The 23,394-nt window shown below is 72.3% G+C and carries 17 protein-coding genes; 9 read left to right on the top strand and 8 right to left on the bottom strand.

Going from position 1 to position 23,394, the window contains the following annotated elements:
- The first annotated feature begins 45 nt into the window (after nt 1-45).
- Nucleotides 46-1,542: an adenylosuccinate lyase gene (gene purB, locus ACIPN7_RS00280; protein WP_400536805.1), complete on the top strand. Its 1,497-nt coding sequence runs from the start codon at nt 46-48 to the stop codon at nt 1,540-1,542.
- A gap of 66 nt (nt 1,543-1,608) precedes the next feature.
- Here the strand turns inward: purB and ACIPN7_RS00285 are convergent, their stop codons facing one another.
- Nucleotides 1,609-3,234 (bottom strand): AbgT family transporter, encoded by a 1,626-nt coding sequence (locus ACIPN7_RS00285; RefSeq protein WP_400536807.1) that lies wholly within the window; start codon nt 3,232-3,234, stop codon nt 1,609-1,611.
- 87 nt (nt 3,235-3,321) lie between these two features.
- Here ACIPN7_RS00285 and ACIPN7_RS00290 point away from each other — a divergent pair, with 87 nt between their 5' ends.
- From ACIPN7_RS00290 to ACIPN7_RS00300, 3 genes are all read left to right on the top strand, one after another.
- Nucleotides 3,322-4,740 carry a M20 family metallopeptidase gene (locus ACIPN7_RS00290; RefSeq protein ID WP_400536809.1) on the top strand — a complete coding sequence of 473 codons (1,419 nt, stop codon included), beginning with the start codon at nt 3,322-3,324 and terminating at the stop codon, nt 4,738-4,740.
- Nucleotides 4,741-4,844: 104 nt separating this feature from the next.
- Nucleotides 4,845-6,230 carry an acetamidase/formamidase family protein gene (locus ACIPN7_RS00295; protein WP_400536811.1) on the top strand — a complete coding sequence of 462 codons (1,386 nt, stop codon included), beginning with the start codon at nt 4,845-4,847 and terminating at the stop codon, nt 6,228-6,230.
- 50 nt (nt 6,231-6,280) lie between these two features.
- A complete protein-coding gene (locus tag ACIPN7_RS00300) occupies nt 6,281-6,652 on the top strand; it encodes a serine/threonine protein phosphatase (RefSeq protein WP_400536813.1) in 372 nt (123 codons plus the stop codon).
- A 65-nt stretch (nt 6,653-6,717) separates the two neighbouring features.
- On the opposite strand, the gene ACIPN7_RS00305 is transcribed toward ACIPN7_RS00300, so the two are convergent.
- Both ACIPN7_RS00305 and ACIPN7_RS00310 read right to left on the bottom strand, forming a co-directional pair.
- Nucleotides 6,718-9,042 (bottom strand): hypothetical protein, encoded by a 2,325-nt coding sequence (locus tag ACIPN7_RS00305; RefSeq protein ID WP_400536815.1) that lies wholly within the window; start codon nt 9,040-9,042, stop codon nt 6,718-6,720.
- On the bottom strand, nt 9,039-11,867 hold the full coding sequence (locus ACIPN7_RS00310; RefSeq protein ID WP_400536817.1) for an MMPL family transporter: 2,829 nt from the start codon (nt 11,865-11,867) through the stop codon (nt 9,039-9,041). Before ACIPN7_RS00310 ends, ACIPN7_RS00305 begins: the two co-directional genes overlap by 4 nt.
- A gap of 126 nt (nt 11,868-11,993) precedes the next feature.
- On the opposite strand from ACIPN7_RS00310, the gene ACIPN7_RS00315 reads away from it, so the two are divergent.
- Nucleotides 11,994-12,689: a TetR/AcrR family transcriptional regulator gene (locus ACIPN7_RS00315; protein ID WP_400536819.1), complete on the top strand. Its 696-nt coding sequence runs from the start codon at nt 11,994-11,996 to the stop codon at nt 12,687-12,689.
- 1 nt (nt 12,690) lies between these two features.
- Here the strand turns inward: ACIPN7_RS00315 and ACIPN7_RS00320 are convergent, their stop codons facing one another.
- Both ACIPN7_RS00320 and pgm read right to left on the bottom strand, forming a co-directional pair.
- Nucleotides 12,691-13,686 carry a glycoside hydrolase family 6 protein gene (locus ACIPN7_RS00320; protein ID WP_400536821.1) on the bottom strand — a complete coding sequence of 332 codons (996 nt, stop codon included), beginning with the start codon at nt 13,684-13,686 and terminating at the stop codon, nt 12,691-12,693.
- 187 nt (nt 13,687-13,873) lie between these two features.
- Entirely contained in the window at nt 13,874-15,559 is a 1,686-nt protein-coding gene (pgm, locus tag ACIPN7_RS00325) for a phosphoglucomutase (alpha-D-glucose-1,6-bisphosphate-dependent) (RefSeq protein WP_400536823.1), read from the bottom strand.
- Between the two features lie 142 nt (nt 15,560-15,701).
- On the opposite strand from pgm, the gene ACIPN7_RS00330 reads away from it, so the two are divergent.
- Nucleotides 15,702-16,037, top strand: a complete 336-nt coding sequence (locus ACIPN7_RS00330; RefSeq protein ID WP_400536824.1) for a rhodanese-like domain-containing protein — start codon at nt 15,702-15,704, stop codon at nt 16,035-16,037.
- A gap of 3 nt (nt 16,038-16,040) precedes the next feature.
- Here ACIPN7_RS00330 and ACIPN7_RS00335 read toward each other — a convergent pair whose 3' ends face one another.
- Both ACIPN7_RS00335 and ACIPN7_RS00340 read right to left on the bottom strand, forming a co-directional pair.
- Nucleotides 16,041-17,687, bottom strand: coding sequence for a glycoside hydrolase family 10 protein (locus tag ACIPN7_RS00335; RefSeq protein ID WP_400536826.1), 1,647 nt, complete (start codon nt 17,685-17,687; stop codon nt 16,041-16,043).
- A gap of 249 nt (nt 17,688-17,936) precedes the next feature.
- Complete coding sequence (locus ACIPN7_RS00340) at nt 17,937-18,248, bottom strand: GNAT family N-acetyltransferase (RefSeq protein WP_400536828.1); 312 nt, start codon at nt 18,246-18,248, stop codon at nt 17,937-17,939.
- A gap of 118 nt (nt 18,249-18,366) precedes the next feature.
- Here ACIPN7_RS00340 and ACIPN7_RS00345 point away from each other — a divergent pair, with 118 nt between their 5' ends.
- From ACIPN7_RS00345 to ACIPN7_RS00355, 3 genes are all read left to right on the top strand, one after another.
- A complete protein-coding gene (locus tag ACIPN7_RS00345) occupies nt 18,367-19,590 on the top strand; it encodes an MFS transporter (RefSeq protein WP_400536830.1) in 1,224 nt (407 codons plus the stop codon).
- Between the two features lie 109 nt (nt 19,591-19,699).
- Nucleotides 19,700-20,161, top strand: a complete 462-nt coding sequence (locus ACIPN7_RS00350; protein WP_400536832.1) for an NfeD family protein — start codon at nt 19,700-19,702, stop codon at nt 20,159-20,161.
- 98 nt (nt 20,162-20,259) lie between these two features.
- A complete protein-coding gene (locus ACIPN7_RS00355) occupies nt 20,260-21,732 on the top strand; it encodes a flotillin family protein (RefSeq protein ID WP_400536834.1) in 1,473 nt (490 codons plus the stop codon).
- Between the two features lie 85 nt (nt 21,733-21,817).
- On the opposite strand, the gene ACIPN7_RS00360 is transcribed toward ACIPN7_RS00355, so the two are convergent.
- Entirely contained in the window at nt 21,818-23,125 is a 1,308-nt protein-coding gene (locus tag ACIPN7_RS00360) for an MFS transporter (protein WP_400536836.1), read from the bottom strand.
- Nucleotides 23,126-23,394 lie beyond the last annotated feature (269 nt).

Genomic DNA, 23,394 nt, shown 5'->3' on the forward strand with positions numbered 1-23,394 from the left:
GACGACGAGGCCGCGGGAAGAGCGGCCCGTGGGAGAATGGAGCACGTGCCTGAGACCACCGCCCCTGCTGCCAGCCCTGCCGACTCCGCCGGCCCCGTCGCCCGCGTCACGCTCGCGGAGGTGAGCCCCGCCATCGCGCTGGGCCCCCTGGACGGCCGGTACCGCAAGGCCGTCGCACCGCTCGTGGACCACCTGAGCGAGGCCGCGCTGAACCGCGAGCGCATCCACGTCGAGGTGGAGTGGCTCATCACGCTGTGCAACGGTGCGCCCGGCGTCGACGCCCCGGTGGTGCCCGGTGCGCCCACGCTGACGCAGGCAGAGATCGAGTACCTGCGCGCGATCCCCGCGACGTTCGGCGCGGACGAGATCGCCGAGCTGGCCGAGATCGAGCGCGAGACCGTGCACGACGTCAAGGCGGTCGAGTACTTCATCAAGCGCCGCATCGCGGCCGCCCCCGAGGCGCTCGGCGAGACGAGCCTGCCCGCGGCCAGCGAGCTGGTGCACTTCGCCTGCACCAGCGAGGACATCAACAACCTGTCGTACGCGCTGATGGTGCGGGGCGCGGTGCGGGAGGTCTGGCTGCCGGCCGCGACCGCCGTCGTCAACCAGCTCGCGGACATGGCGCGCGAGCACGCCGCCGCCCCCCTCCTCAGCCGCACGCACGGCCAGCCCGCCACGCCGTCGACCCTGGGCAAGGAGCTCGCCGTGCTGGCGCACCGCCTGCGGCGTCAGCTCCGGCGCGTCGAGGGCGCCGAGTTCCTGGGCAAGCTGAACGGCGCCACCGGCACCTACGGCGCGCACACGGTCGCCGTCCCGTCGGCCGACTGGCCCGCGGTGTCGAAGGCGTTCGTCGAGGGTCTCGGGCTGGACTGGAACCCGCTGACCACGCAGATCGAGTCGCACGACTGGCAGGCCGAGGTCTACGCCGACGTCGCCCGCTTCAACCGGATCCTGCACAACCTCGCGACCGACGTGTGGACCTACATCTCGCTCGGGTTCTTCACGCAGATCCCGGTGGAGGGCGCCACGGGCTCGTCCACGATGCCGCACAAGGTGAACCCCATCCGGTTCGAGAACGCCGAGGCCAACCTCGAGATCTCGTGCGCGCTCCTGGACACGCTCTCGGCGACGCTCGTGACGAGCCGCCTGCAGCGCGACCTCACCGACTCCACGACGCAGCGCAACATCGGCCCGGCCTTCGGGCACGGCCTGCTCGCGATCGACAACGTGTCGCGCGGCCTGGACCGGCTCGCCGTGAACGAGACCCTGCTGCGCGAGGACCTCGACGCCAACTGGGAGGTGCTGGGCGAGCCCGTCCAGTCCGCGATGCGCGCGGCCTCGGTCGCGGGCGTGCCCGGCATGGAGAACCCGTACGAGCGCCTCAAGGACCTCACGCGGGGCCAGCGCGTGGACGGCGCACGGATGCGCGAGTTCGTCGCAGGCCTGGGCCTGCCCGGCGACGTCACGGCTCGCCTCACGGAGCTGACGCCTGCCACGTACACGGGCCTGGCGGAGCAGTTGGTCAAGGACTACCTGGACTGAGAAGGAGGTGCAGCGCCGGGTGGGGGCCGAGGAACGAGGCACCCGCCCCGGAGCGGAACCGCAGTCTCAGTCCGCAAGGGCAGAGCCTGTCTGGTCCAGGAAGATCCCGTTACCCGGCCCGATCGGCAGGTCGAGGAAGAAGAACACCGACAGGATCGCCGCCCACACCAGCCAGAAGGCCACGGTGAAGGGCAGCAGCCGCGCGATCACGGTGCCGAGGCCTGCCTTCGGCTCCCAGCGCCGCAGGAATGTGAGCAGCACGATCATGTACGGGTTCAGCGGCGTGATGATCTGCGTCGCGGAGTCGCCCACGCGGAAGGCCGCCTGCACGAACCCCGGCTCGTACCCGATGAGCGCGAACATCGGCACGAAGACGGCCGCCATGATGGTCCACAGCGACGAGCCCGAGATGATGAACAGGTTCAGCAGGGACGCGAGCAGCAGGAAGCCGACGATCGCGCCGTAGCCGGTCAGCCCGCTCGACTCCAGGCCCCCGGCCCCCGCGACGGCGATCCACTGGCCCACGCCGGACCAGTTGAACAGCGCGATGAACTGGCCCAGCACGAACGCCAGCACGAGGAACCCGGCCATGTCCTTGACGGACTGCTCCAGCAGGCGGGGGACGTCCTTCATCGAGGTGACGGTCCTGGTCACCACCCCGTAGACGATGCCGGGCACCATGAACAGCACGAAGATCACGAAGGTGATCGAGCCGAGCAGCGGCGACTCGGGCAGGAACCCGCCGTCCTCGTTGCGCCACGGCGAGCCGGGCAGCACGAACGCGACCGTGAGCACGGCGGCCACGAGCAGCAGCGAGCCGATCGCGAACGCCAGCCCGCGGCGCTCGGTCGTCGTGAGGTCGGCGATGACGACCGGCTCGTCGTGGGCGCCCGCGCCGGGCCGGCCGTCGTCGGGCACCACCGTGCCGGCGAACCGGGCCTCGCCGACCGGGACCCCCTGCCGCACCAGGCGCGGCTCCAGCACCTTGTCGATGAGCAGGCCGGCGAGCACGGACAGCAGCACCGCCGAGACCACGTTGAAGTACCAGTTCGACAGCGGGTTCACGGGGTCGCCGGGGTTCGGCAGGATCTCGGTCACCGCCGTCGTGATGCCGGAGAACAGCGCGTCCAGGCTGGTGACGGCGATGTTCGTGGAGTATCCGGCGCCCGCGGCCGCGAACCCGCCGAGCAGGCCCGCCACGGGATGGCGCCCGGCCGCCTGGAACACCATCGCGGCGAGCGGCGGGATGACGATGAAGGCGCTGTCGGACATGACGCTGCCCATGACGCCCACGAGACCCACGGCGTACGGGAGTGCCCAGCGAGGCGCCGAGCCGAAGACGGCGCGGACGCCGGCGGCGAGCAGGCCCGTCTTCTCTGCCACTCCGACCGCGAGCCAGATGGTCAGCACCGTGACGAGCGGCGGGAAGCCGATGTAGTTGGTGCCGATGTTCGTGGTGAACCAGGTCAGGCCCTCGGGAGTGAACAGCCCCTGGATCTCCGTGACCTCGTCGGCGCCCGGGACCTGCACGGTCACGTCGGCGAGCGCCATGAACGTGGAGACGAGCGCGATCACCAGGAACAGGATGAGGAAGAGCGTGAACGGTTCGGGCAGCCGGTTGCCGAGCCGTTCGACTACACCCAGGAACCTGTCCGCACGGGACGGTCGGACGGGCGATGCTGCGGTGCTCAATGCGGTCTCCCTTGATCTCCGGTGGTCAGGCAGCCTAGGTCCGTAATGTAAAGGGTGATTTTTCGGTCGTGTAACGCTTTCCATACGATGGACCGCATGAACCGCCCCACCCCGCCCAGCACCGCGTACCTCGACCACCTGGTCGCCGAGACCGCCGGGCGGCGGGCCGCCCTGGCCGGCGCGGCCCCGGCGGGGTCCAGTTCGGGCGGGACGGCTGGTGAGAGCGCGGCCCGGGCCGACGTCGGCGCGCCCGCCGACCTGGTCACCGCCGTCGAGCGGGCGGCGGACCGGCTCGAACCCGAGCTCGCGGAGATCGTCCGGCGGCTGCACGAGCACCCCGAGCCGGCCTTCGAGGAGCACCGCAGCGCCGCGACGCTGGTGGAGGTGCTCGCCCGGCACGGCGTCGAGGCGGAGCTGGGCTCCCACGGGGTGCCGACGGCGTTCCGGGCCGAGTTCGGCGACCCGGCCGGGCCGACCATCGCCATCTGCGCCGAGTACGACGCGCTGCCCGGCATCGGGCACGCCTGCGGCCACAACGTCATCGCGGCGTCCGGCGTGGGTGCGTTCCTCGCGCTGCACGAGGTCCTGACGTCGGGTGGTCCGGGCGGCGGCTCGGCCGGCTCCACGGCCGGTGCGGTCCCGGCGGGCCGCGTCGTCCTGCTCGGGACACCGGCGGAGGAGGGGCACTCCGGCAAGGAGGTCCTGGCCCGCAACGGGGCGCTGGAGGGCATCGACGCCGCGATCATGGTGCACCCGTACGGGCTCGACGTCGCCGACCAGGTCTGGCTCGGCCGCCGCCTGCTGACCTGGACCTTCACGGGTCGGCCTGCGCACGCCTCGGCCCAGCCGTACATGGGCCGCAACGCGCTGGACGCCGCGACCCTCGCCTACCAGGGCATCGGCCTGCTGCGGCAGCAGATGCCGCCCGTGGACCGCGTGCACGCGACGATCGCCGAGGGCGGCACGCGGCCCAGCATCATCACCGAGCGCGCGGTGGTGCACCTGTACGCGCGGTCCAAGTACCCCGACACCCTGCGCGACCTCTCGCGCCGCCTCGACGACATCGCCCGTGGTGCTGCCCTGATGACCGGTACCGAGGTAGAGATCACCTGGGACGACGGCGCGCACCCGAGCCTGCCCGTGCGGACCAACGAGGCGCTGACCGGTCGCTGGGTCGCGGCCCAGCGGCGTCGCGGGCGCGACCCGCTGCCCGCCGGAGTACTGTCCGAGACCCTCGCCGCGTCCACCGACTTCGGCAACGTCTCGTTCCGCATCCCGGGTATGCACCCGCTCGTCCAGGTCTCCGACCCCGGCATCGCGCTGCACACCGCCGAGTTCGCGGCCGCCGCCGCGACCCCGGCGGCGGTCTCGGCCGCCGTCGACAGCGCCGCCGGGCTGGCCGCGACGGCCCTCGACTACCTGGCCGACGCCGGGCTGCGGGCCGCCATCCACGAGGAGTTCGCCGCGCAGGGCGGTCCCGTGGACGTGGTGCGCTACTTCGACTGACGGTCGTCGCCGTAACGGCCCGCACATCCGGGCGAAATCTCCGCTTCCTAGCGTCAGGGGCGCGCGGTGCCCGACCGCGCGCCCGACCGAAGGAGCGTGGACCCGTGACACCTCGCGGACAGCATGACGGACGTACGGCTGCACAGACGCTGGTCTCGGCACTCGGCAGGCGCCGGTTCCTGCAGGCCGCACTCGGCGTGGGGGCGGGATCGGCGCTGGCCGCGGGCTCGGCTGCGCCGGCGTCGGCCACGACGGCCGCGGCGGGTGCCTCCGCCGCGCGGGGCGCGGACGGGCGGGACTCCGGGAAGTTCTCCGGGATCCTGCAGCCCGGCCGGGGCCGCATCCGTGGCGACGTCTACCTGAGCTCGGACACCGACGACGTCCTGTGGGGCTACGTCCCGTCGGTGCACGCCGACGCCGTGGCGCGCGTGCGCTCGGGACGGACCATCACCATCGACTCCGTGTCCCACGAAGGCATCCTCGAGGACCAGGGACGGGACCCGGTCGCCTGGTTCGCCGAGCACGGCGTCCACCGCCGCGAGGTGCTCGACGACGCCGCCGCGATCGCCGCCGGGTACTCCCGGACGACGCGGAACTTCGACGTCGACGGGCCGCACGTCGTGACCGGACCGGTGTTCGTGGAGGGGGCCGAGCCGGGCGACGTGCTGAAGATCGAGACGCTGGAGGCGACGCCCCGCGTGCCGTACGGCGTGGTCTCGTCACGCCACGGCAAGGGCGCGCTGGCCGCGACCGCCGCGGGCGCCCCCGCCGGGATCACGCTCGACGAGGTGATGCCGCCCATCGGGACCGACGGTCGCGGCTCCGGCGTCCCGACCGAGTACGGCAACGTGTCCGTGTTCGCCGAGGTGCACGGCGACCACGCGACCATGGGCTCCGGCCGGGGACGGGTGCGGTTCCCGCTCCGGACCTTCTTCGGGATGATGGGCGTCGCCTACGCCGAGACGACCAGCCTCACCGCGCCCGAGGCCAACTCGATCCCGCCGACGCTGGGCGGCGGCAACATCGACATCAGCCACCTCGGCGCCGGTTCCACCTTCTACCTGCCGGTCAGCGCCGAGGGCGCGCTCTTCTACGTCGGCGACCCGCACATGGCGATGGGCGACGGCGAGGTGGCGCTCACCGCCATGGAGGGCTCGCTGCGCGGGACGTTCCGGCTCACGGTCTGCAAGCCCGGTTCCGGGGACGCACCGTCGGTCGCGTACTCGTACCCCTTCGCCGAGACCGCGGACGCGTGGATCCCGATCGGTCTGTCCGACCCGGACGGCGCGGTGGGTGGCCAGCTCAGCGACCTCGACGTCGCGATGCGGCGGGCCGTCGTCAACGCGCTGGACTTCCTGGAGCACGACCACGGCCTGGACCGGGCGGTCGCCTACGCCTACCTCTCGGCGGCGGCCGACTTCGCCGTCTCGCAGGTCGTCGACCGGACGGTGGGCGTGCACGGGCTGATCCGGAAGTCCGACCTGGGCTGAGGCGACAAAACAGTGGGCGCCGGGGCAAGGGGCAACCATAGGGTCGAGCCATGACGATGCCGGAGACAGCCCCTGTCGACACCTGGCTCGCGGTCACGCGGGAGGACGGCGAGACCGTCGGTTACCTCGAACCGGTGACCGAGGACTACGCCGACGTGATCCCGCGCAACCGCCTCGGCCACGCCGTGGGCGACGTGTGCGACTACCACGCGGCCGAGGAGCTGGTGCTCGATCGCGGCCTCCGCGAGCTCGCGGAGCACTGGCTGCTCGACGGCGCGGGTGCCGAGCTCGCGATCAGCGAGCTCTCCCCCGCCGGCATCGTGCTGCGCGACGCCTACCTGGCGAAGGCGCTGGTCCCGCTGGAGGCAGTGCACGTGCCCTGGCCGGACACGACAGGCCGCCTGCGCCGCGTCAACGACTGAGTGCGGGATGTTCGCCCTTTCCAACCTTCTGGAAGGGCGAGCATCCCGCACTCGGCGGACGTGGGTCAGGCCGTGCGGAGCAGCTCCGCGACCCGGACGGTGCGTTCGCGCGCCACCATGAGTGTCGTGACGACCAGACCCGCGGCGGCCCAGAGGACCATCGCTGCGATCGCCATGCCGATGCCGCCCGTACCGGGCTCGATGAGCCGCACGAGGCCCACCTGGGCCGGACCCACCGGGAGGAACCCGGCCAGGCCGTCCAGCAGGCTCGGCACGGTCGACACGACACCCGTCGCGATGACGAGCACCGCGATCAGGAGGCTCACGCCCCGGCCGACGTGCCCGAGCGCTGCGGCGAGCGCCTGGTTGACCGCGACGAACGCGACCGACACGAGCGCGCCGAAGCCCATGGCGGCGAGCCAGCCGTCGACGTCAAGGCCCTCGATGCCGGCCAGGATCGCACCCGTCGCGAGGCCCGTGAACAGGCTGATCGCGGCCGGGATCGCGAACGTCCCGAGCATGAGCCGGAACGCGCCGCGCGTGGAGCCGCGAGCGTGCAGCGGCACCGGCGGGAACACGATCATCAGCGCGAGCGCGCCGAGCCAGAGCGCCAGCACCGCGAACATCGGGCCGGTCGCGCCGGTGTTGAGGTCGGTGACCTCGCCGTCGGTCGCGACCGGGTCGGCCACGACGGAGGCCAGGGACTTGCGCTCCTGCTCCGTGTACGACGGGATCTCCTCGGTCGCCTGACCCAGGCCGTCCGAGAGGTCGGACGCGCCGCCGGCCAGCTCGCCGACACCGTCGGCCAGGCCGTCCACACCGGTGGCGAGCTGGTCGGTGCCGGTGCCCAGCTCGGTGACGCCGCCGGCCAAACCATCGACGCCCGTGGCGAGCTGGCTCGACCCGGCCGCCAGCTGACCGGCACCGGTGGCGAGCTGCGACGCGCCGGACGAGATGCCGCCGGCGCCGGTGGAGAGCTCACGCGCACCGGCGGACAGTGCACTCACACCGCCGGCCGCCTGGTCGGCTCCCGCTGCCAGCTCGTCCAGGCCACCGGAGAGCTGATGCGCGCCACCGGCCAGTCCCGAGACACCGCCCGAGACCTTCTCGGTGCCGGCAGCGAGCTCCGCTCCGCCGCCCGCCAGCCCGGCGATGCCGGCGGACAGCTCATAGAGGCCTGTCGGGTTTGCACCGTCACCACCGGGGGTACCGGCGAGACCGGCCATGCCGACGGCAAGCTCGTCAAGGCTCGCCTGGTCTTCGCAGAGCGCCAGGAATCCGGGATTGACCGTTCCCAGATCGCACGACTGCTTGATGCCGTCGACCAGCTTCTGGACGCCGCCAGCCAGCTTGGTTGCGTTCGTGGGGAGCTGCTGCGTCTTCTGGGCCGTCTCCGCGAGGCCGCCGGCAAGATCCTTGGCTCCCTTGTTGGCACCCGCCGCACCGGTGGCGAGCAGGTCCGCGTTGTCGGCCAGTTCGCCCGCGCCCACGGCGGACTGGCCCGCACCCGCGGCCAGCTGGTCCACGCCCGCTGCCGCCTGGTCCGCGCCTGCCGCCCACTGCTCGGCGCCCGAGGCCCACTGCCCCGCACCGCCGGCCAGGCTGGAGACGCCGTTGCCGACGCCGGCCACGCCGGCCGCGGTCTGGTGTGCTCCGTCGGCGAGCTGCTGCGCGCCCTTGCCCGCCTCGGTCGCGCCGTCGGCGAGCTCACCCGCGCCGTCGGCGAGCTGCTGCGCGCCCTTGCCCGCCTCGGTCGCGCCGTCGGCGAGCTGGCCGGCGCCGTCGGCTGCCTTGCCCAGCTCCTCCGAGAGCGTGGAGAAGCCGACGAGCACGTTGTCCACGTACGTCTCGGTGAGGGTGCTGCCGAGCACGCCGGTGGCGGTCTGCGCCACGACCTGCGCGAGGGCGTCGTCGAGCACCCGGCCGTCCGGGGCGGTGGCGACGTCGATGGTCGCCTGCTCCGCCTTCTCCGGGTCGTCACCGCTGAACGACGTCGCCGCCGCGGAGAAGCCCTCCGGGATGGTGATGACCGCCGCGTAGGTGCCGTCGACCAGGCCGTCGGCCGCCGTCGCCGCGTCGGAGATCTCCCAGTCGTAGCTGGCGTCCGACGCCGGGATGGCCGCGGCCTCGCCGGCCGCGGCGTCGGCGGTCTCGCCGCCGCTCACCAGGCCGGCGGCGAGCTGACGGCCGAGCGGCACGGTCTGGCCGTCGATCTCCACCGGCTCGTCGAGGTTCACGATCGCGGCCTTGACGGTGTCGAGCCGGTCCTGCGGGTTCCACAGGGCCGAGATGAGCAGGCCCAGGATCATCAGGGGAAGGAGCGCCACTGCCACGGCGCGCCACGGGTTGCGGATGGGCTCGGGCCGGAGCCACCTCGTTGCGGTACTCATGCCCGCACCTCCTGCTCGGTCACGTCGGTGTTCTGGTCAACATGGGCACCGGCCGTCGCTCGGTCGCCCGGGGTCACGTCCAGCGCCTGGGCGCCGGCCGGGGCCAGGTCGGTCGCCGCGAAGCCGGTCGAGCCGAGCAGCACCGCGACGCCCGCCCTCTGGGCGGCGGCGACGGCCTGTGCCAGCTCGGCACGCGCCGCCAGGTCGCCCACCGTCTCGGTGGCGTCCACGACGAGCACCTTCGGCCTGTCGCCCAGGGCCCGCCGGACCGCCGCGGCGGGAGACCCGCCCTCGGCGGCCGCGTCGACAACCGCGACGCGGTGCCGCACGGACGAGGCCCGCTCGGGCAGCACCAGACCCCCGGTCTTCGCCACCCCGCCCGACACCTTGATCCGCCCGGCCACGGCCAGCAGGAATGCGCTGACCGGCGCCGTCGCGTCGCCGTGGACCAGCAGCGTGCCGCCGTCGGGCACCCGCACGCTCACCGGGCCGACGATCGTGCCGGACGGACCGTGCACCTCCAGGTCCCCGGCTGCGACCGCGTCGGTCGCCCCCGGCTCGGGCCAGTCCGCCAGCGACAGCTCGCGGGTCAGCCCCTCGCCCTCGACGTCGAACGAGGGCAGCACCCTGTCGAGCCACTTCGGCATGTACCAGGCCTTCTCGCCCAGCAGCGCGAGCACCGCGGGGACGAAGACCATGCGCACCACGAACGCGTCCACGGCCACGCCCACGGCGAGGCCCAGCGCGATCGGCTTGAGGTTCATGTCGCCGTGCGGCACGAACGCCACGAAGACCGCGATCATGATGATCGCCGCGGCGGTGACCACCTTGGCGGAGCCCTGGAACCCGGTGGTGATCGCGTGCTTGGCGCTGCCGCCGTGCACGTAGTCCTCGCGCATGCGGGACACGAGGAACACCTCGTAGTCCATGGCGAGGCCGAACAGGATGCCCATGAGCACGATCGGCATGAAGCTGATGACCGGCCCGGTTCTCGTCACGTTGAGCGCCTCGGCGAGGACACCGTGCTCGAAGACGAGCGAGACCACGCCGAACGCCGCGCCCACCGAGAACAGGTACCCGATCGTCGCCTTGATCGGAACGGCGATGGACCGGAAGACCATCGTGAGCAGGATCAGCGAGAGCCCCACGACGACCAGGGCGAAGGGCAGCAGCGCGTCGCCGAGCTTGTCCGACACGTCGATGCCGACCGCGGTGAAGCCGGTGACGGACAGGTCCACGCCGTACTCGTCGAGGAAGTGGTCGTGCAGCGAGCGGATCTCGCGCACCAGGTCCTCGGTCTGGGCAGAGGTCGGGCCGCCCTCGGGGACCACCTGGATGATGCCGGTGTCCGCCGTCTCGTTGGGCGTCGACAGCGGCACGTCGGCCACGCCGGGCAGGTCCGCGATCTCGTCGCCGATCTGGTCCATGAGCGCCACCGGGTCGGTGCTGGTGACGATGGACCCGGTCACGATCAGCGGACCGTTGAACCCGTCGCCGAAGTGCTCGGAGACCAGGTCGTACGTGACGCGCGCCGGGTCCTCCTTGGCCATCACGCCGGCGTCCGGCAGGGCGAGGCGGAGGTCCAGCGCGGGGTAGCTCAGCGCGCCCATGGCGGCGATGACGAGCACCACGGTCAGCGCCGGGATCTTGGTGACCACGCGCACCCAGCCGGTGAAGAACCGGTTGGGCCTCTGCTCGGGCAGTGCCACGGCCGCGGCGCGCGGGCGGGTCGCCTCGGGGTCGTCGTTCGCCGCCGCGGCCGCGGCGGCGCGGGCCGCCGCACGCCGCTCCTTGCGCGACGGCCGGGGCCGCAGCCGCTCCCCGGCGAAGCCGAGCAGCGCGGGCAGGAGGGTGAGCGACACCAGCACGGTGACGCCCACGGTGACGGCGGCGGCGACACCCATGATGGTGAGGAACGGGATGCCCGCGACGCCGAGGCCGACCAGCGCGATCATCACGGTGAGGCCCGCGAACACGACGGCGGAGCCGGCCGTGGCGGTCGCCCGCGCGATCGACTCGTGCACGTCGAGGCCCTTGCCGAGCTGCTCCCGGTGCCGCGAGACGATGAACAGGGCGTAGTCGATACCGACCGCCAGGCCCAGCATCACCGCCAGCATCGGGGTGGTCGAGTTGATCGGGCCGAGCACGGTGGCGGCGAACAGCAGGCCCATCGAGGCGCCGACGCCGAGCAGCGCGTTGAGCAGCGGGAGCCCCGCGGCCACGAGCGAGCCGAGGGTCAGCACGAGCACCACGAGCGCGACCAGCAGGCCGATGCCCTCGGTCAGCGTCATCTCGGGGAACTTGGACGAGAAGAGCTGGCCGCCGAGGTGCGCCTCGGCACCGGCGGGCAGGGCCTGCGCCAGCGCGTCGGTCTCGACGCCCAGCGCGTCCTTGGTCTCGTCGGTGATCGAACCCTGGTCGCCGTCGAGCTGGATCGTCAGGAGGGTGGCGCGCTCGTCGTCGGACACCGAGGCGGGCATCAGGTCGTCGTACGGCGAGGTGACCACCTCGACCTGCGAGACGTCCTCGAGATCCGCGACGCCGTCCTCGATGGCCGTGCGCATCGCGTCGTCGTTGATGGTCCCGCCGTCGGGCGCGACCACGATCACCTGCGCGGAAGCGCCGCTGACCTGCGGAAAGGTTGCAGCGAGGCGATCGAGCGCCTCCTGTGACTCGGTGCCGGGGATGGACACCTGGTTGTCGAGGCCCTGTTGCAGCAGGCCGGCCGCACCGCCCACGAGGACGAGTGCCACGACCCAGCCGGCTACGACGAGCCGACGGGCGCGGACGGCCCAGCGGCCGAGCGAGTAGAGAACGGAGGACACGCACACTCCTGGACGAGGCGGGGACCGATGTGGGGACGTTCGATGCACCACTGTATCCGATACACGAGTGCATCGGATACATGGATGTATTGATAGACTGGCCACTCGATACCCCGAGGAGCTGCTGTGACCACCGAGCCCGCCAGCGACGTCGGCTCAGGGTCGTCCGTCGAGCGCGCGTTCGCCACGGCCCTGACCCCGCGACGTGAACGAACCCGCGAACGCCTGCTCGACGCCGCCTTCGCGGTCTTCGCCCAGCACGGCATCCGCGGCGCGTCGATCGAGGCCGTCTGCGAGGCAGCCGGTTTCAGCCGTGGTGCCTTCTACTCGAACTTCTCCAGCAAGGAGGAGCTGTTCCTCGCGCTCGCCGAACGGGCGATGCGCCGGCAGCTCGTCTCGCTGGAGTCCATCGGCAAGGACCTGGAGCCGAACCTCGTCCGCTGCGGCGCCGTGGACCACGACGCGATCGGCACCATCCTCTCGGTGGTGGTCACGAATGTCGGGGACGCCCAGCAGTGGGCGCTGATGCGCGCCGAGCTGGAGCTCCTCGCCATGCGCGACCCGGCCGTCGGCCGGCCGTTCCTGGCACAGGAGGAGACCCTCCGCACCGAGCTGGGCGCCGCGATCGAGCGGATCCTCCAGGACTTCGGCCTGCGGTTCACGGTCGACCAGCGCACGGCGGTCGACCTGCTGCTCAGCGTGTACGAGTCGTCCGCACGGGCCGCCGTCGTCGCCAACCCCACGCACGAGGACGGCGATGCCGCACCCGGCACCGCCGTCCTGAGCCAGCTCGTCAACCTCCTGGTCACGGCCGCCGACTGAGCTACCAGCTCGCGTTGGCCGCCAGCTCCAGCGCGATCTCCTGCCACCACGCGCCGGCCGCCGGGCCGCCGTTGCACGCGCCGTCCGACTCGCCGGGGAGCTTGACCCACAGCAGCGCGTCGAGCGCCGTCGCGTCGTCGACGAACCGGGGCTGCTCGCCCAGCGCGCGACCGCGCGGGTTGCACCACTCGCCGTTGGAGCCGTTGCCGTTGCGCGACGTGTCGATCACGTAGGGGCGGCCGCCCACCTGGGACGACACCTGCTCCGCATAGGCCTGGGTGGCCGCGGTGGTCTGGTAGTTCGACGTGTTGAGCGCGAAGCCGACGGCGCCCGAGAAGCCGATCAGCTGCAGCCGCCGCGCGGCCTCCGCCGGGCTCAGCCAGCCCGAGTGCCCGGCGTCGACGTAGACCCGCGCGCCGGCGTCGGTCAGCGACGCGGCCGCGTACCGCAGGTACCCGACGCGGTCGCCCTGGCCGTCGCAGTCGCCGAGCTGGGCCAGGGCGTCCGGTTCGAGGACCACCACCGGGTTGCCCTCGATGCCGCTCGCCACCGTGTCGACCCACCGCGCGTACTCGCTCTCCGGTACCCCGCCGCCGGAGTGGTTGCCGCAGTCGCGGCCCGGGATCGCGTACACGGTCAGCACGCCGGTCGCGCCGGCGTCCGCGGCCCGGCCCGTGTAGTCCATTACCTCGTCGCGGGAGTGGTCGGCGTCGGCCCAGCTGCCGACCCAGTACGACTGCGGGGTCAGGGCGATCTTCGCCAGCAGGTCCTTGTCGGTCCCGCTCGCCGCCGCCCAGGCCGCGTACGCCTGGGTGTTCGTGTCCACGTAGAGGTCGGACGCCGCGGGCGCCGCCTCGAGGCTCGTCACCCCGAGGCTGGTCACCCCAAGGCTGGTCACCCCGGCGGTGGCGCTCTGCGCCGTCAGGGTCGCGGTGGTCACGAGGGCGAGTGCTGCGGCCAGGGCCGCCGTTCGGGTACGGCGTCGTGCACGGGACATGGCGCTCTCCGTTCGTCCGGGTCCACGCCCGGCCGGAACGGCCGAGGCGTGCCCGCGCGACGCTAGGAACACGGCACCGGCCGGGGAACCACACGAATCGTTTAAGCCGCCGAGCCAGGCCCGGTCGACAACCTGTCAGACGTACGGGTCACCGGGGTGACCCGTACGTCTGACACGTCGGAGCAGGTCAGGCCAGCGCCGCGTCGACCAGCGTCCGCGCGGCATCCTGCACCTGGGTGAGGTGCTCCGCGGACACGAACGACTCCGCGTAGATCTTGTACACGTCCTCGGTGCCGCTGGGCCGCGCGGCGAACCACGCGTCCCTCGTCTTGACCTTGAGCCCGCCAACCTTCGCGCCGTTGCCGGGCGCCTCGGTGAGCTTGGCCGTGATGGCCTGCCCCGCGAGCGTGGTGGACGAGACGTCGGACGGCGACAGCGCGCCGAGCCGGGCCTTCTGCTCCCGCGTGGCGGCGGCATCGACACGGGCGTACCAGCTCTCGCCGTACCGCCCGACCAGGTCGGCGTGGTGCTCCGAGGGCGACCTGCCCGTGGTCGCCAGGATCTCCGAGGCGAGCAGCGCGAGCAGCAGGCCGTCCTTGTCGGTGGACCAGACGCGGCCGTCCTTGCGCAGGAACGACGCGCCCGCCGACTCCTCCCCGCCGAAGCCGACGTCGCCCGAGAGCAGTCCCGGGACGAACCACTTGAAGCCGACCGGCACCTCCACGAGACGGCGGCCCAGCCCGCCCGCCACCTTGTCGATGAGCGCCGACGACACGAGCGTCTTGCCGATCGCCGCGTCGGCGGGCCAGCCGGGGCGCGCCCCGCCGTACAGGTACTCGATCGCCACGGCGAGGAAGTGGTTGGGGTTCATGAGGCCGTCGGCCGTGACGATGCCGTGCCGGTCGGAGTCCGCGTCGTTGCCGGTCGCGACGTCGAAGGGCGCGGGACCGTCGCCGGCGGTCATCCGCTGCACCAGCGACGCCATGGCGTACGGGGAGCTGCAGTCCATGCGGATCTTGCCGTCCCAGTCCAGCGTCATGAACGACCAGCGCGGGTCGACCTGCGGGTTGACGACGGTGAGATCGAGGTCGTACCGCTCGGCGATCGCGCCCCAGTACTCGACCGACGCCCCGCCCAGCGGGTCGGCCCCGATCCGCACCCCGGAGGTACGGATGGCCTCCAGGTCGAGCACGCTGGCGAGGTCGTCCACGTACGTCGACAGGAAGTCGTGCCGGTGCGTGGTCTCGGCGGCGAGCGCCTGGTCGAGCTGCACCCGCTTCACCTGCCCGACGCCGGTGCGGAGGATCTCGTTCGCCCGGTCGGCGATCCACCCGGTCGCGTCGGAGTCGGCGGGCCCGCCGTGCGGCGGGTTGTACTTGAAGCCACCGTCGCGCGGCGGGTTGTGCGACGGCGTCACCACGATGCCGTCCGCGAGGCCCAGGCCCGGAGCGGCCTGGCCCGGGGTCCCCTCGGCGAACCGCGTCTGGTTGTGCAGCAGGATCGACTGGCTGACGGCGGGCGTCGGGGTCCACGAGTCGCGCGCGTCGACCATGACGTCGACGTCGGCCGCGGCGAGCACCTCCAGCGCCGTCCGCCACGCCGGGTAGGACAGCGCGTGCGTGTCCCGGCCGATGAACAGGGGTCCGTCGGTGCCCTGACCGCGCCGGTACTCCACGATCGCGGCGGTGATCGCCACGATGTGGTCCTCGTTGAAGGCATGGTCGAGGCTCGACCCGCGGTGCCCGGACGTACCGAAGGCCACCTGCTGGCCAGGGTCGCCCGGGTCCGGGGAGAGGTCGTAGTAGGCCCCGACCACCCGGTCGACGTCGATCAGGTCGCTGGGCTGGGCGGGAGTTCCGGCACGCGCATCCATACGCCCGATACTGCCAGGTCCGGGCGGGTCCGTCGTCGCCCACGCCCGCGTTCGCCCCCTGGCCCCGCGTCCCCCCGCGTTCCGCGTTCGCCCTGAGGAGACGGCGGCCCGGCGCCGCCAGCCGCCGTCGTAGGCTGGCGACATGTTCCCGCCGATGCAGCCCGAGATCCCCTCGCTCCACCCCAGCGAGCTCGACCCGTCCGCCCCCGTCCCCGCCGGCTCCGTCCTGCTGGACGTGCGCGAGCAGGACGAGTGGGACGCCGGGCACGCCCCGGGCGCCGTGCACATCCCGCTGGGCGACCTGCCCGTGCGGTACGGCGAGCTCGACGCCGACGCGCCGGTCCTGGTCATCTGCCACTCCGGCGGCCGGTCCGCCCGCGCCACCCAGTGGCTCAACGAGGCGGTCGGCCTCGAAGCGACCAACCTCGACGGCGGCATCGTCGCCTGGGCAGGCGCGGGCCTGCCGGTCGAGCGCTGACGCCTACTCGCCGACGCGCGGCTGGCTCGGGTCGGTCTCGTTCCAGACCCGGTCCAGCGCGGTGACGACGTAGGTGTACGTCCTGCCGCGCTCCGCCGAGGTGTCGAGCCACGACTGGACGCGCCCGCTCACCGCGCGGAACGTGCCCACGAGGTTCGCCGGATCGTTCGTGTCGACCGACTCGGCGGCGCCGTCCACCCGGTAGACGGCGAACGACGTCGCGCGCGCGTCCTTGTTGCCGATGTCGGCCAGGTGGATCCGCACGCCGTCGCTCACGCGGCGGGCCTTGGTGAGCACCGGGGTGACCACCGGGTCGGCGGGCAGGTGCGGCATCGGCGGCACGAGGGCCGGGTGCTGGTAGTGGTCGGCGACGACCTTGGTCATCGCGCCCTGCGGGTCGGCCGGCACGTGCACGGCCGAGTAGTAGACGTTGCCGTGGATCGGCCCGACGTCGCGGCTGACCTCCCGGCAGAGGTCGAGGTGGTTGGTGAGCTCGTCGGGGTCGGTGAAGACCCCGCTCGTCACCTTGTAGAGCGCCTCGCCCACGTAGAGCTGCGTGCCCGACTGCGCGGCGACCTCGGCCCACCACGGCACGAGCTTCGCGTAGTCGGCGACGGCCAGCCCGATCTGCCAGTAGATCTGCGGGTTGACGTAGTCGAGCCAGCCCTCGAGCACCCACTTGCGGGTGTCGGCGTAGAGGTCGTCGTACGACTCCTGCCCGCCGGTGTCCGAACCCAGCGGGTCAGTCGTGGAGTTGCGCCAGATCCCGAACGGGCTGATCCCGAACTTGACCCAGGGCTTGGTCTCCTTGATGCGGACGCTCATCGTCTCGACGAAGTGGTCGACGTTGTTCCGCCGCCAGTCCTCGATCGTGTCGAAGCCCGCGCCGTACTGCTCGTACGTGCCGATGTCGGGCAGCACGTGGCCGTCCACCGGGTACGGGTAGAAGTAGTCGTCGAAGTGCACGCCGTCGACGTCGTAGTTCTCCACCGCGTGCAGGATCGACTGCTGGATGTGCTCCTGCGCCGCGGGGATGCCCGGGTCGAAGTAGAGCCGGCCGTTGTACTCCCAGACCCAGTCGGCGTGCTGCCGGGCGGGGTGCTCGGGGACGAGCTGCGACAGGTCGGTGTCGATCGAGACGCGGTACGGGTTGAACCAGGCGTGCAGCTCGATGTTGCGCCGGTGCGCCTCCTCGACCATGAACGCGAGCGGGTCGTACCCCGGGTCCTGCCCCTGCGTGCCCGTCAGGTACTTGGACCAGGGCTCGTACGGGCTGTCGTAGAACGCGTCGGCCGTGGGGCGCACCTGCACGAACACGGCATTCAGCCGGTGCTCCTCGGCCACGTCGAGCCAGTGCAGGAACTCCGCCTTCTGGGCGTCCGCGTCGAGGCCGCTCGTCGACGGCCAGTCGATGTTGGCCACGGTGGCGATCCACATGGCGCGCAGCTCGCGCTTGAGACCGAGGGCCGACGACGGCTCCGGCGTCGCGTTGCCCGTCATGGCCGGGGCGCCGAGCGCCGTGGCCGGGTCGAGGGCCGCGATCGTGACACCGATCGCGGCGGCCGCCGTGCCCGTCGCCGCCATGGTGAGGAACTCACGGCGTCCGATCCCCGACATCACCCCCGCCTGCCGTTCCTTCAGGAGCGACATGGTGCGCGCATAGGCTGGCAGATCGGTCGCCTCACGGCGGGCGGGGTGCCTCACGTGCTTGACCTCCGGTGCTGGCTGCTGGGGGTTGGTGCCGTGGTGCTCGGTGATGTGGTTTTGCTAGGTTGGCCGGCGTCGATCGGCCACACTGAGGTGACGAACAATGCCACCGGGCGACGCCGTGGGGAAACTCTCGCACATGTCGCGTCGGATGTGAAGTTTGCACAGTGAACAGGATTGTGAAACTTACTTTCACACCTCCGGGACCGGCGCTCCCAGCAGGTCGTCGTACTCGGGCGAGTGTTTGCGCACGTAGGCCTTGATGTACGGGCACAGCGGCACGATCTTGTCGCCCGCCTCGCGCACCATGCCGAGCGCCGCCTGCGCGAGCCGGCCCGCCAGGCCCTGCCCCGCGAACTCCTCGAAGACCTCGGTGTGCACGAAGTACACGACACCCGGATCCGTCTCGTAGACCGCGAAGCCGGCCAGGGTGCCGTCGACGCGCACCTCGAACCGGGACTCGTCGGGGTTGTCGACCACTGTCACCTGGGGCTCGTCCGTCATGGGGCCCATCGTGCGGCACCGGCCCGCCGGTTGCCAGCCCCGTCCGGCCGATCGCGCCGTGAGCCGGGTCACCAGGAGACGCGGGGCCGGTGTCAGTGGTCGGTGCGAGACTCGACCCGTGCCCCAGACCGCCGCCTCACCCCGCTCCAACCCCTACGCGGCGGTGCTCCGCACCCCGGGCGCGCTCAAGTTCTCCGCGGCCGGCGCGCTGGCCCGGCTCCCGATGTCGATGGTCGGCATCGGCGCCGTGCTCATGGTCCAGGGTCTGTACGACAGCTACGCCATGGCGGGCCGCGTCGCGGCGGTGCTGGGCCTGGCACAGGCGTTCCTCGCACCGCAGATCGCCCGCTGGGTGGACCGGCGCGGTCAGCGGAAGGTGCTGCTGCCCGCGCTGCTGGTCTCCGTCACCGGGCTGGGCGGGCTCGTCACGGCCGCCGTGCTCGGCGCCCCGGAGTGGGTGCTGTGGCCGCTCGCCGCGATCGCCGGCGGGAGCCAGGGCTCGTACGGCTCCATGGTCCGGGCCCGCTGGAACGGGGTGCTGGACGACCCCCGCGGTCTGCACACCGCGTACTCGCTGGAGTCGTCGATCGACGAGCTGGTCTACATCGTGGGCCCGGTGCTGGCCACGACGCTGGCGACGGCGGTGGCCGCGCCGTCCGCCCTGGTGGTCGCCGGGATCGCGGCGCTGGTCGGCGGCCTGCTGTTCCTGGTGCAGCGGTCCACGGAGCCGGCCGTCGTGGCCGCCGACGCCGAGGTGCGGCGACGGCCGGTGGTCCTCGTGCCGGGGATGCCCGTGCTGGTGCTCGTCTTCGTGGCCATGGGCATGATCTTCGGCTCCATGGAGGTCGTCACCGTCGCGTTCGCGGAGGAGCAGGGCAGCAAGGGTGCCTCCGGCCTCGTGCTCGCAGTCTTCGCGCTGGGCTCCATGGTCGCGGGACTCGTCTACGGCGCCCGGCACTTCACGAGCCCGGCGGTCCGGCGGTTCGTGATCGGCATGGCCGCGCTCGGACCGGGCGTGTCCCTCTTTCTCCTCGCGCACACGCTCTGGGCGCTGGCGGCCGCGATGTTCGTGGCCGGCCTGGCCATCGCACCCACCGTCATCACCGGCAACGGCCTGGTGCAGGAGATGGTCGGCAAGCACCAGCTCACCGAGGCCCTGACGTGGGTGGGCACGTCGATCGGCATCGGCGCGTCGCTCGGCGCGTCCGTCGCCGGGCTGCGCGTGGACGACGCCGGGGCGACCGCGGGCCTTCTGGTGCCCGTCGCCGCGGCCTGGTTCGCCACCCTGCTGACGCTGGCCGCGGCCCGCACGCTGCGGCGCCAGTCCGCGGCGCGGGAGTAGCGCCCGCGCACCGCGGACGGAGCGGAAGTTCACCCCTTTTATCAGGAGATGACATTTCATTTCCTGATAACTTGCGGGCGACTCCCAGAATCTTCACGAACGGACGCGCATGATCGTCTTCATCGTCATCGGTCTCCTCGGACTCGCCCTCGCGCTCGCCTCACTGCTGCTCGGCGACTTCTTCGACCTGGCCGACGGCGCCATCTCGGGCACGTCGCTCGGCGCGGGCGCCCTGCTCTTCGGCGCGACCGGCACGGTGATCCTGTCCAACGGGCTGCCCGTCTGGGTGGCCTACCCAGCGGGCCTCGTGGTCGCCGTCCTGGTGATCGTCCTGGTCAACGTGCTGATCAAGCGCCTCAAGGCCGGCGAGGACGGCGGCCCGGTCTCCCTGGTCGGCGCGCAGGGCAGCGTGACCTCCGACGTCGACCGCGGGCACGGTGAGGTCTCGCTGGACGCCGCCACGGAGCTGGAGACCCGGCTCGCGTTCTCGGACGAGCCGATCGAGCAGGGCACGCGCGTCGTCGTCGTCGAGCAGCACGGTGCCCGCGTCAAGGTCGAGCCCGTGCGCTGAGGCCCCCCGGCACCACCGTCCCCCGCCCCTCCCCCGAACGCACCCTCGGCCGGGACCGCTTGACGGCTCGGCCGGCACACCCCACCCCAGGAGCCGAAATGACCGGTCAACTCATAGGTGTCATCGCCGTCGCCGCGGGCGTCCTCGCGATCTTCCTCGTCCTCGCGTTCGTCGCGAGCCGGATCCGGCGGGTGCCGCCGAACGAGGCGCTGATCGTCGTGGGCCGCGGCGCGGGCAAGTCCGAGGCCCAGACGGCGAGCCAGCGGGTGGTGGTCGGGGGCCGGGCCTTCGTGTGGCCGGTGCTGCAGCAGGGCTTCTCGATCTCCCTCGAGCAGCGGCAGATCGGCATCACCGTCGAGGGCGTCGACAAGAACCGCATCAAGATCGCGATCAAGGCGTCGATCAACTTCAAGGTGCGCGGCGACGAGGAGGGGGTGCGGCGTGCCGCACAGCGCTTCCTGTCCCAGCAGCACCTGCTGACCGAGATCATCAAGGAGTCCCTGGAGGGCTCGCTGCGGTCGATCGTCGGCGACATGACGATCGAGCAGATCATCTCGGACCGCAAGGGCCTGTCCGACCGCGTGGTGCAGTCGACCAAGACGGACCTCTCGGAGCAGGGCCTCCAGGTCGATCTGCTGAACATCTCCGACATCTCGACGCCGGGCTCGGACTACCTCGCGAACCTCGGCCGCGCCGAGGCCGCCAACGCCCGTCAGCTCGCCGAGGTGTCCGAGGCCGAGGCGAACCGTGCGTCCGAGTTTGCCGTGATCGAGGCCGCCGAGCAGATCGCCGAACGTCAGAAGGCGCTCGACCTCAAGAAGGCCGCCATCAAGGCGGAGACCGACAAGGCGAACGCCGAGGCGGAGGCCGCCGGCCAGCTCGCCCGGGCCGAGCAGGACCGGCTCGTGGCCCAGCAGGAGCGCGAGGCCATGGCCGAGAAGGCGCGCGTGGAGCAGGAGCGCCTCGACATCGAGGTCCGCAAGCCCGCGGAGGCCAAGGCGTACGCCGAGGTCCAGGGTGCGAACGCCCGCCGCGACGCCAACAACGCGGCCACCGAGGCCGAGGCGTTCAAGCGCACCACGATCGCCCAGGCGAACAAGACGGCGGCGCTGCAGGACGCCGAGGCGTCCGCCGAGTCGGTCCGCCGCGCCGGTGAGGCCGAGCGCGACCGGCAGGTCGCTCTCGCCGCCGGTATCGAGGCCGAGGGCCGGGCGCGCGCCGCCGCGGTGGAGGCCGAAGGCCTCGCGGAGGCGACGGCCACCGACGCCAAGGCCGAGGCCCTGCGCAAGTACGGCGAGGCCGCGCTGGTGCAGGAGCTCATCGAGCGCCTCCCGGACATCGTCCGGGCCGCCGCCGAGCCGATCGCCTCGATCCAGGGCATGACCGTGGTCTCGACCGACGGGGCCTCCGCGCTCACCAAGAACGTGGCCGCGGTGCTCAGCGAGGGCCAGGGCGTCATCAAGCAGCTCACGGGCGTGGACATCAACAGGCTGATCTCGGGCCTGGCCGGTCCGATCAACGGCAACGGGGCGGGTACCGTCGACGGCGGGAGCGTCGCCGACCAGAACTGACCCACCCCGCAGGAGTTGTCAGACCCCCAGGTCCCTCGAGGGACCTGGGGGTCTGACACGTCAGGAGCACTGTGGGTCAGGAGCGTCAGGGCTCCGGGTGTCGCGCGTCGTAGCGCCAGAACCGCGGCGTCAGGCGGACGATCAACCAGAGCAGCACCACGCACGTGAGCCCGCCGGCCACGGCCGCCCAGCCCTCGCCGAACCAGGTCGCCTCGGCGCCGAGCACCATCTCCCCGAGACGCGGGCCGCCGGCCACCACCACGATGAACACGCCCTGCAGCCGCCCGCGCATGTGGTCCGGGGTGGCGGTCTGCAGGATGCTCTGGCGGAACACGGACGAGATGCTGTCCGAACCCCCGGCGAACGCGAGCGCGATCCCGGCAGCCACCACGGCCCAGACGATCGTCCCGTCGGGTGACCCGCGGCCCACCAGCACCAGCACCAGCCCGAACGCGGCGATCGACACGCCCCACGCCGTGATGGCCCAGACGATGATCTGCCCCTGCTTGCGCAGGCGCGTCAGCCCGCCGGAGAACACGCTCGCCAGGATGCCGCCGACGGCGAAGGCCGCGGCGAGCACACCCGTCGTCGTCTCGCCGCCCCCCAGGTAGATGACACCGGCCGCGGGCCACAGCACCCGCGGGAACGACAGCACCATGGCGCAGATGTCGACGAGGAACGTGGTGCGCACGTTGGGCTGGGTGGCAAGGTAGCGCAGACCGTCCAGGACCGAACGCAGCCCGACGGCGCCCACCCGGCTGCGGCCGTTCCCGCTCCCGCCCTCGTCCATGCCCTCCGGCAGTACCGGCGGCAGGCGGAACACGGCCCAGAGCGCCGCCAGGAACAGCACCATGTCCAGCGTGTACGCCCAGGCGTAGCCGAGCTGCGCGACGAGGAGCGCGCCGATGAGCGGCCCGCCGGTCAGCGCGACGTTCATCGAGAGCGACGCCAGGGCATTGGCCGCGGGCATGAGCTCCTTGGGCAGCAGCCGCGGGATGATCGCCGAGCGCGCGGGGTTGTTGATCGCGAACGCCGCGCTCTGCACCGCGACCAGGCCGTACAGCAGCTCCACGGACTCCAGGTCGAGCCAGGCCTGCGCGGCGATGCCGGCCACGACCAGCCACAGGACCGCCGAGGAGATGAGCGAGACCTTGCGCCGGTCGTAGTGGTCCACCAGCGCCCCGCCGTACAGGCCCAGCGCTACCAGCGGGACCAGCGAGAACAGCCCCAGGACGCCGACGGCGAGGGTGGACCCGGTCAGGGCGTAGACCTGCAGGCCCACCGCGACGATGGTCACCTGCGTGCCGATGTTCGAGATCGACAGGCCGAACCAGAGGCGCCGGTAGTCCGGCGACACCTTCAGGGGCGTGGTGTCGGCGAGCAGATGGCGCATGGTGGTCCGATCGTATGCCCGGGCAACGCCGTCGGGCGGCGTCGTCCGTATGACGTTCACCGCACCGCGCGCCCGGCTGTCGAGCCCGGACATGACAGAGCGGGCGCCCAGGTCACCCCCCGATGCCCTGAGCTCCCGCTCTGTTCTGTCCGGTCCGTGGGCCGGGGCGCCCCCCAGCGGCGCCCCGACCTCACGAACCTCCCCGACCCGGGCTGAACCGGTCCCGCCTCACGAGCCCCTTGACAAGCTCATCGGCAGGACCGCGCCCG

The sequence above is a fragment of the Promicromonospora sp. NPDC090134 genome, assembly GCF_044746965.1.
Lineage (GTDB): Bacteria > Actinomycetota > Actinomycetes > Actinomycetales > Cellulomonadaceae > Promicromonospora.

What these genes read in the sequence shown, in the direction of transcription:
- ACIPN7_RS00290 (WP_400536809.1), top strand. Translation starts at nt 3,322, where the DNA reads ATGGACCGCATGAACCGCCCCACCCCGCCCAGCACCGCGTACCTCGAC.
- ACIPN7_RS00300 (WP_400536813.1), top strand. Translation starts at nt 6,281, where the DNA reads ATGACGATGCCGGAGACAGCCCCTGTCGACACCTGGCTCGCGGTCACG.
- ACIPN7_RS00305 (WP_400536815.1), bottom strand. Translation starts at nt 9,042, where the DNA reads ATGAGTACCGCAACGAGGTGGCTCCGGCCCGAGCCCATCCGCAACCCG.
- ACIPN7_RS00320 (WP_400536821.1), bottom strand. Translation starts at nt 13,686, where the DNA reads ATGTCCCGTGCACGACGCCGTACCCGAACGGCGGCCCTGGCCGCAGCA.
- pgm (WP_400536823.1), bottom strand. Translation starts at nt 15,559, where the DNA reads ATGGATGCGCGTGCCGGAACTCCCGCCCAGCCCAGCGACCTGATCGAC.
- ACIPN7_RS00330 (WP_400536824.1), top strand. Translation starts at nt 15,702, where the DNA reads ATGTTCCCGCCGATGCAGCCCGAGATCCCCTCGCTCCACCCCAGCGAG.
- ACIPN7_RS00335 (WP_400536826.1), bottom strand. Translation starts at nt 17,687, where the DNA reads ATGTCGCTCCTGAAGGAACGGCAGGCGGGGGTGATGTCGGGGATCGGA.
- ACIPN7_RS00340 (WP_400536828.1), bottom strand. Translation starts at nt 18,248, where the DNA reads ATGACGGACGAGCCCCAGGTGACAGTGGTCGACAACCCCGACGAGTCC.
- ACIPN7_RS00350 (WP_400536832.1), top strand. Translation starts at nt 19,700, where the DNA reads ATGATCGTCTTCATCGTCATCGGTCTCCTCGGACTCGCCCTCGCGCTC.
- ACIPN7_RS00355 (WP_400536834.1), top strand. Translation starts at nt 20,260, where the DNA reads ATGACCGGTCAACTCATAGGTGTCATCGCCGTCGCCGCGGGCGTCCTC.
- ACIPN7_RS00360 (WP_400536836.1), bottom strand. Translation starts at nt 23,125, where the DNA reads ATGCGCCATCTGCTCGCCGACACCACGCCCCTGAAGGTGTCGCCGGAC.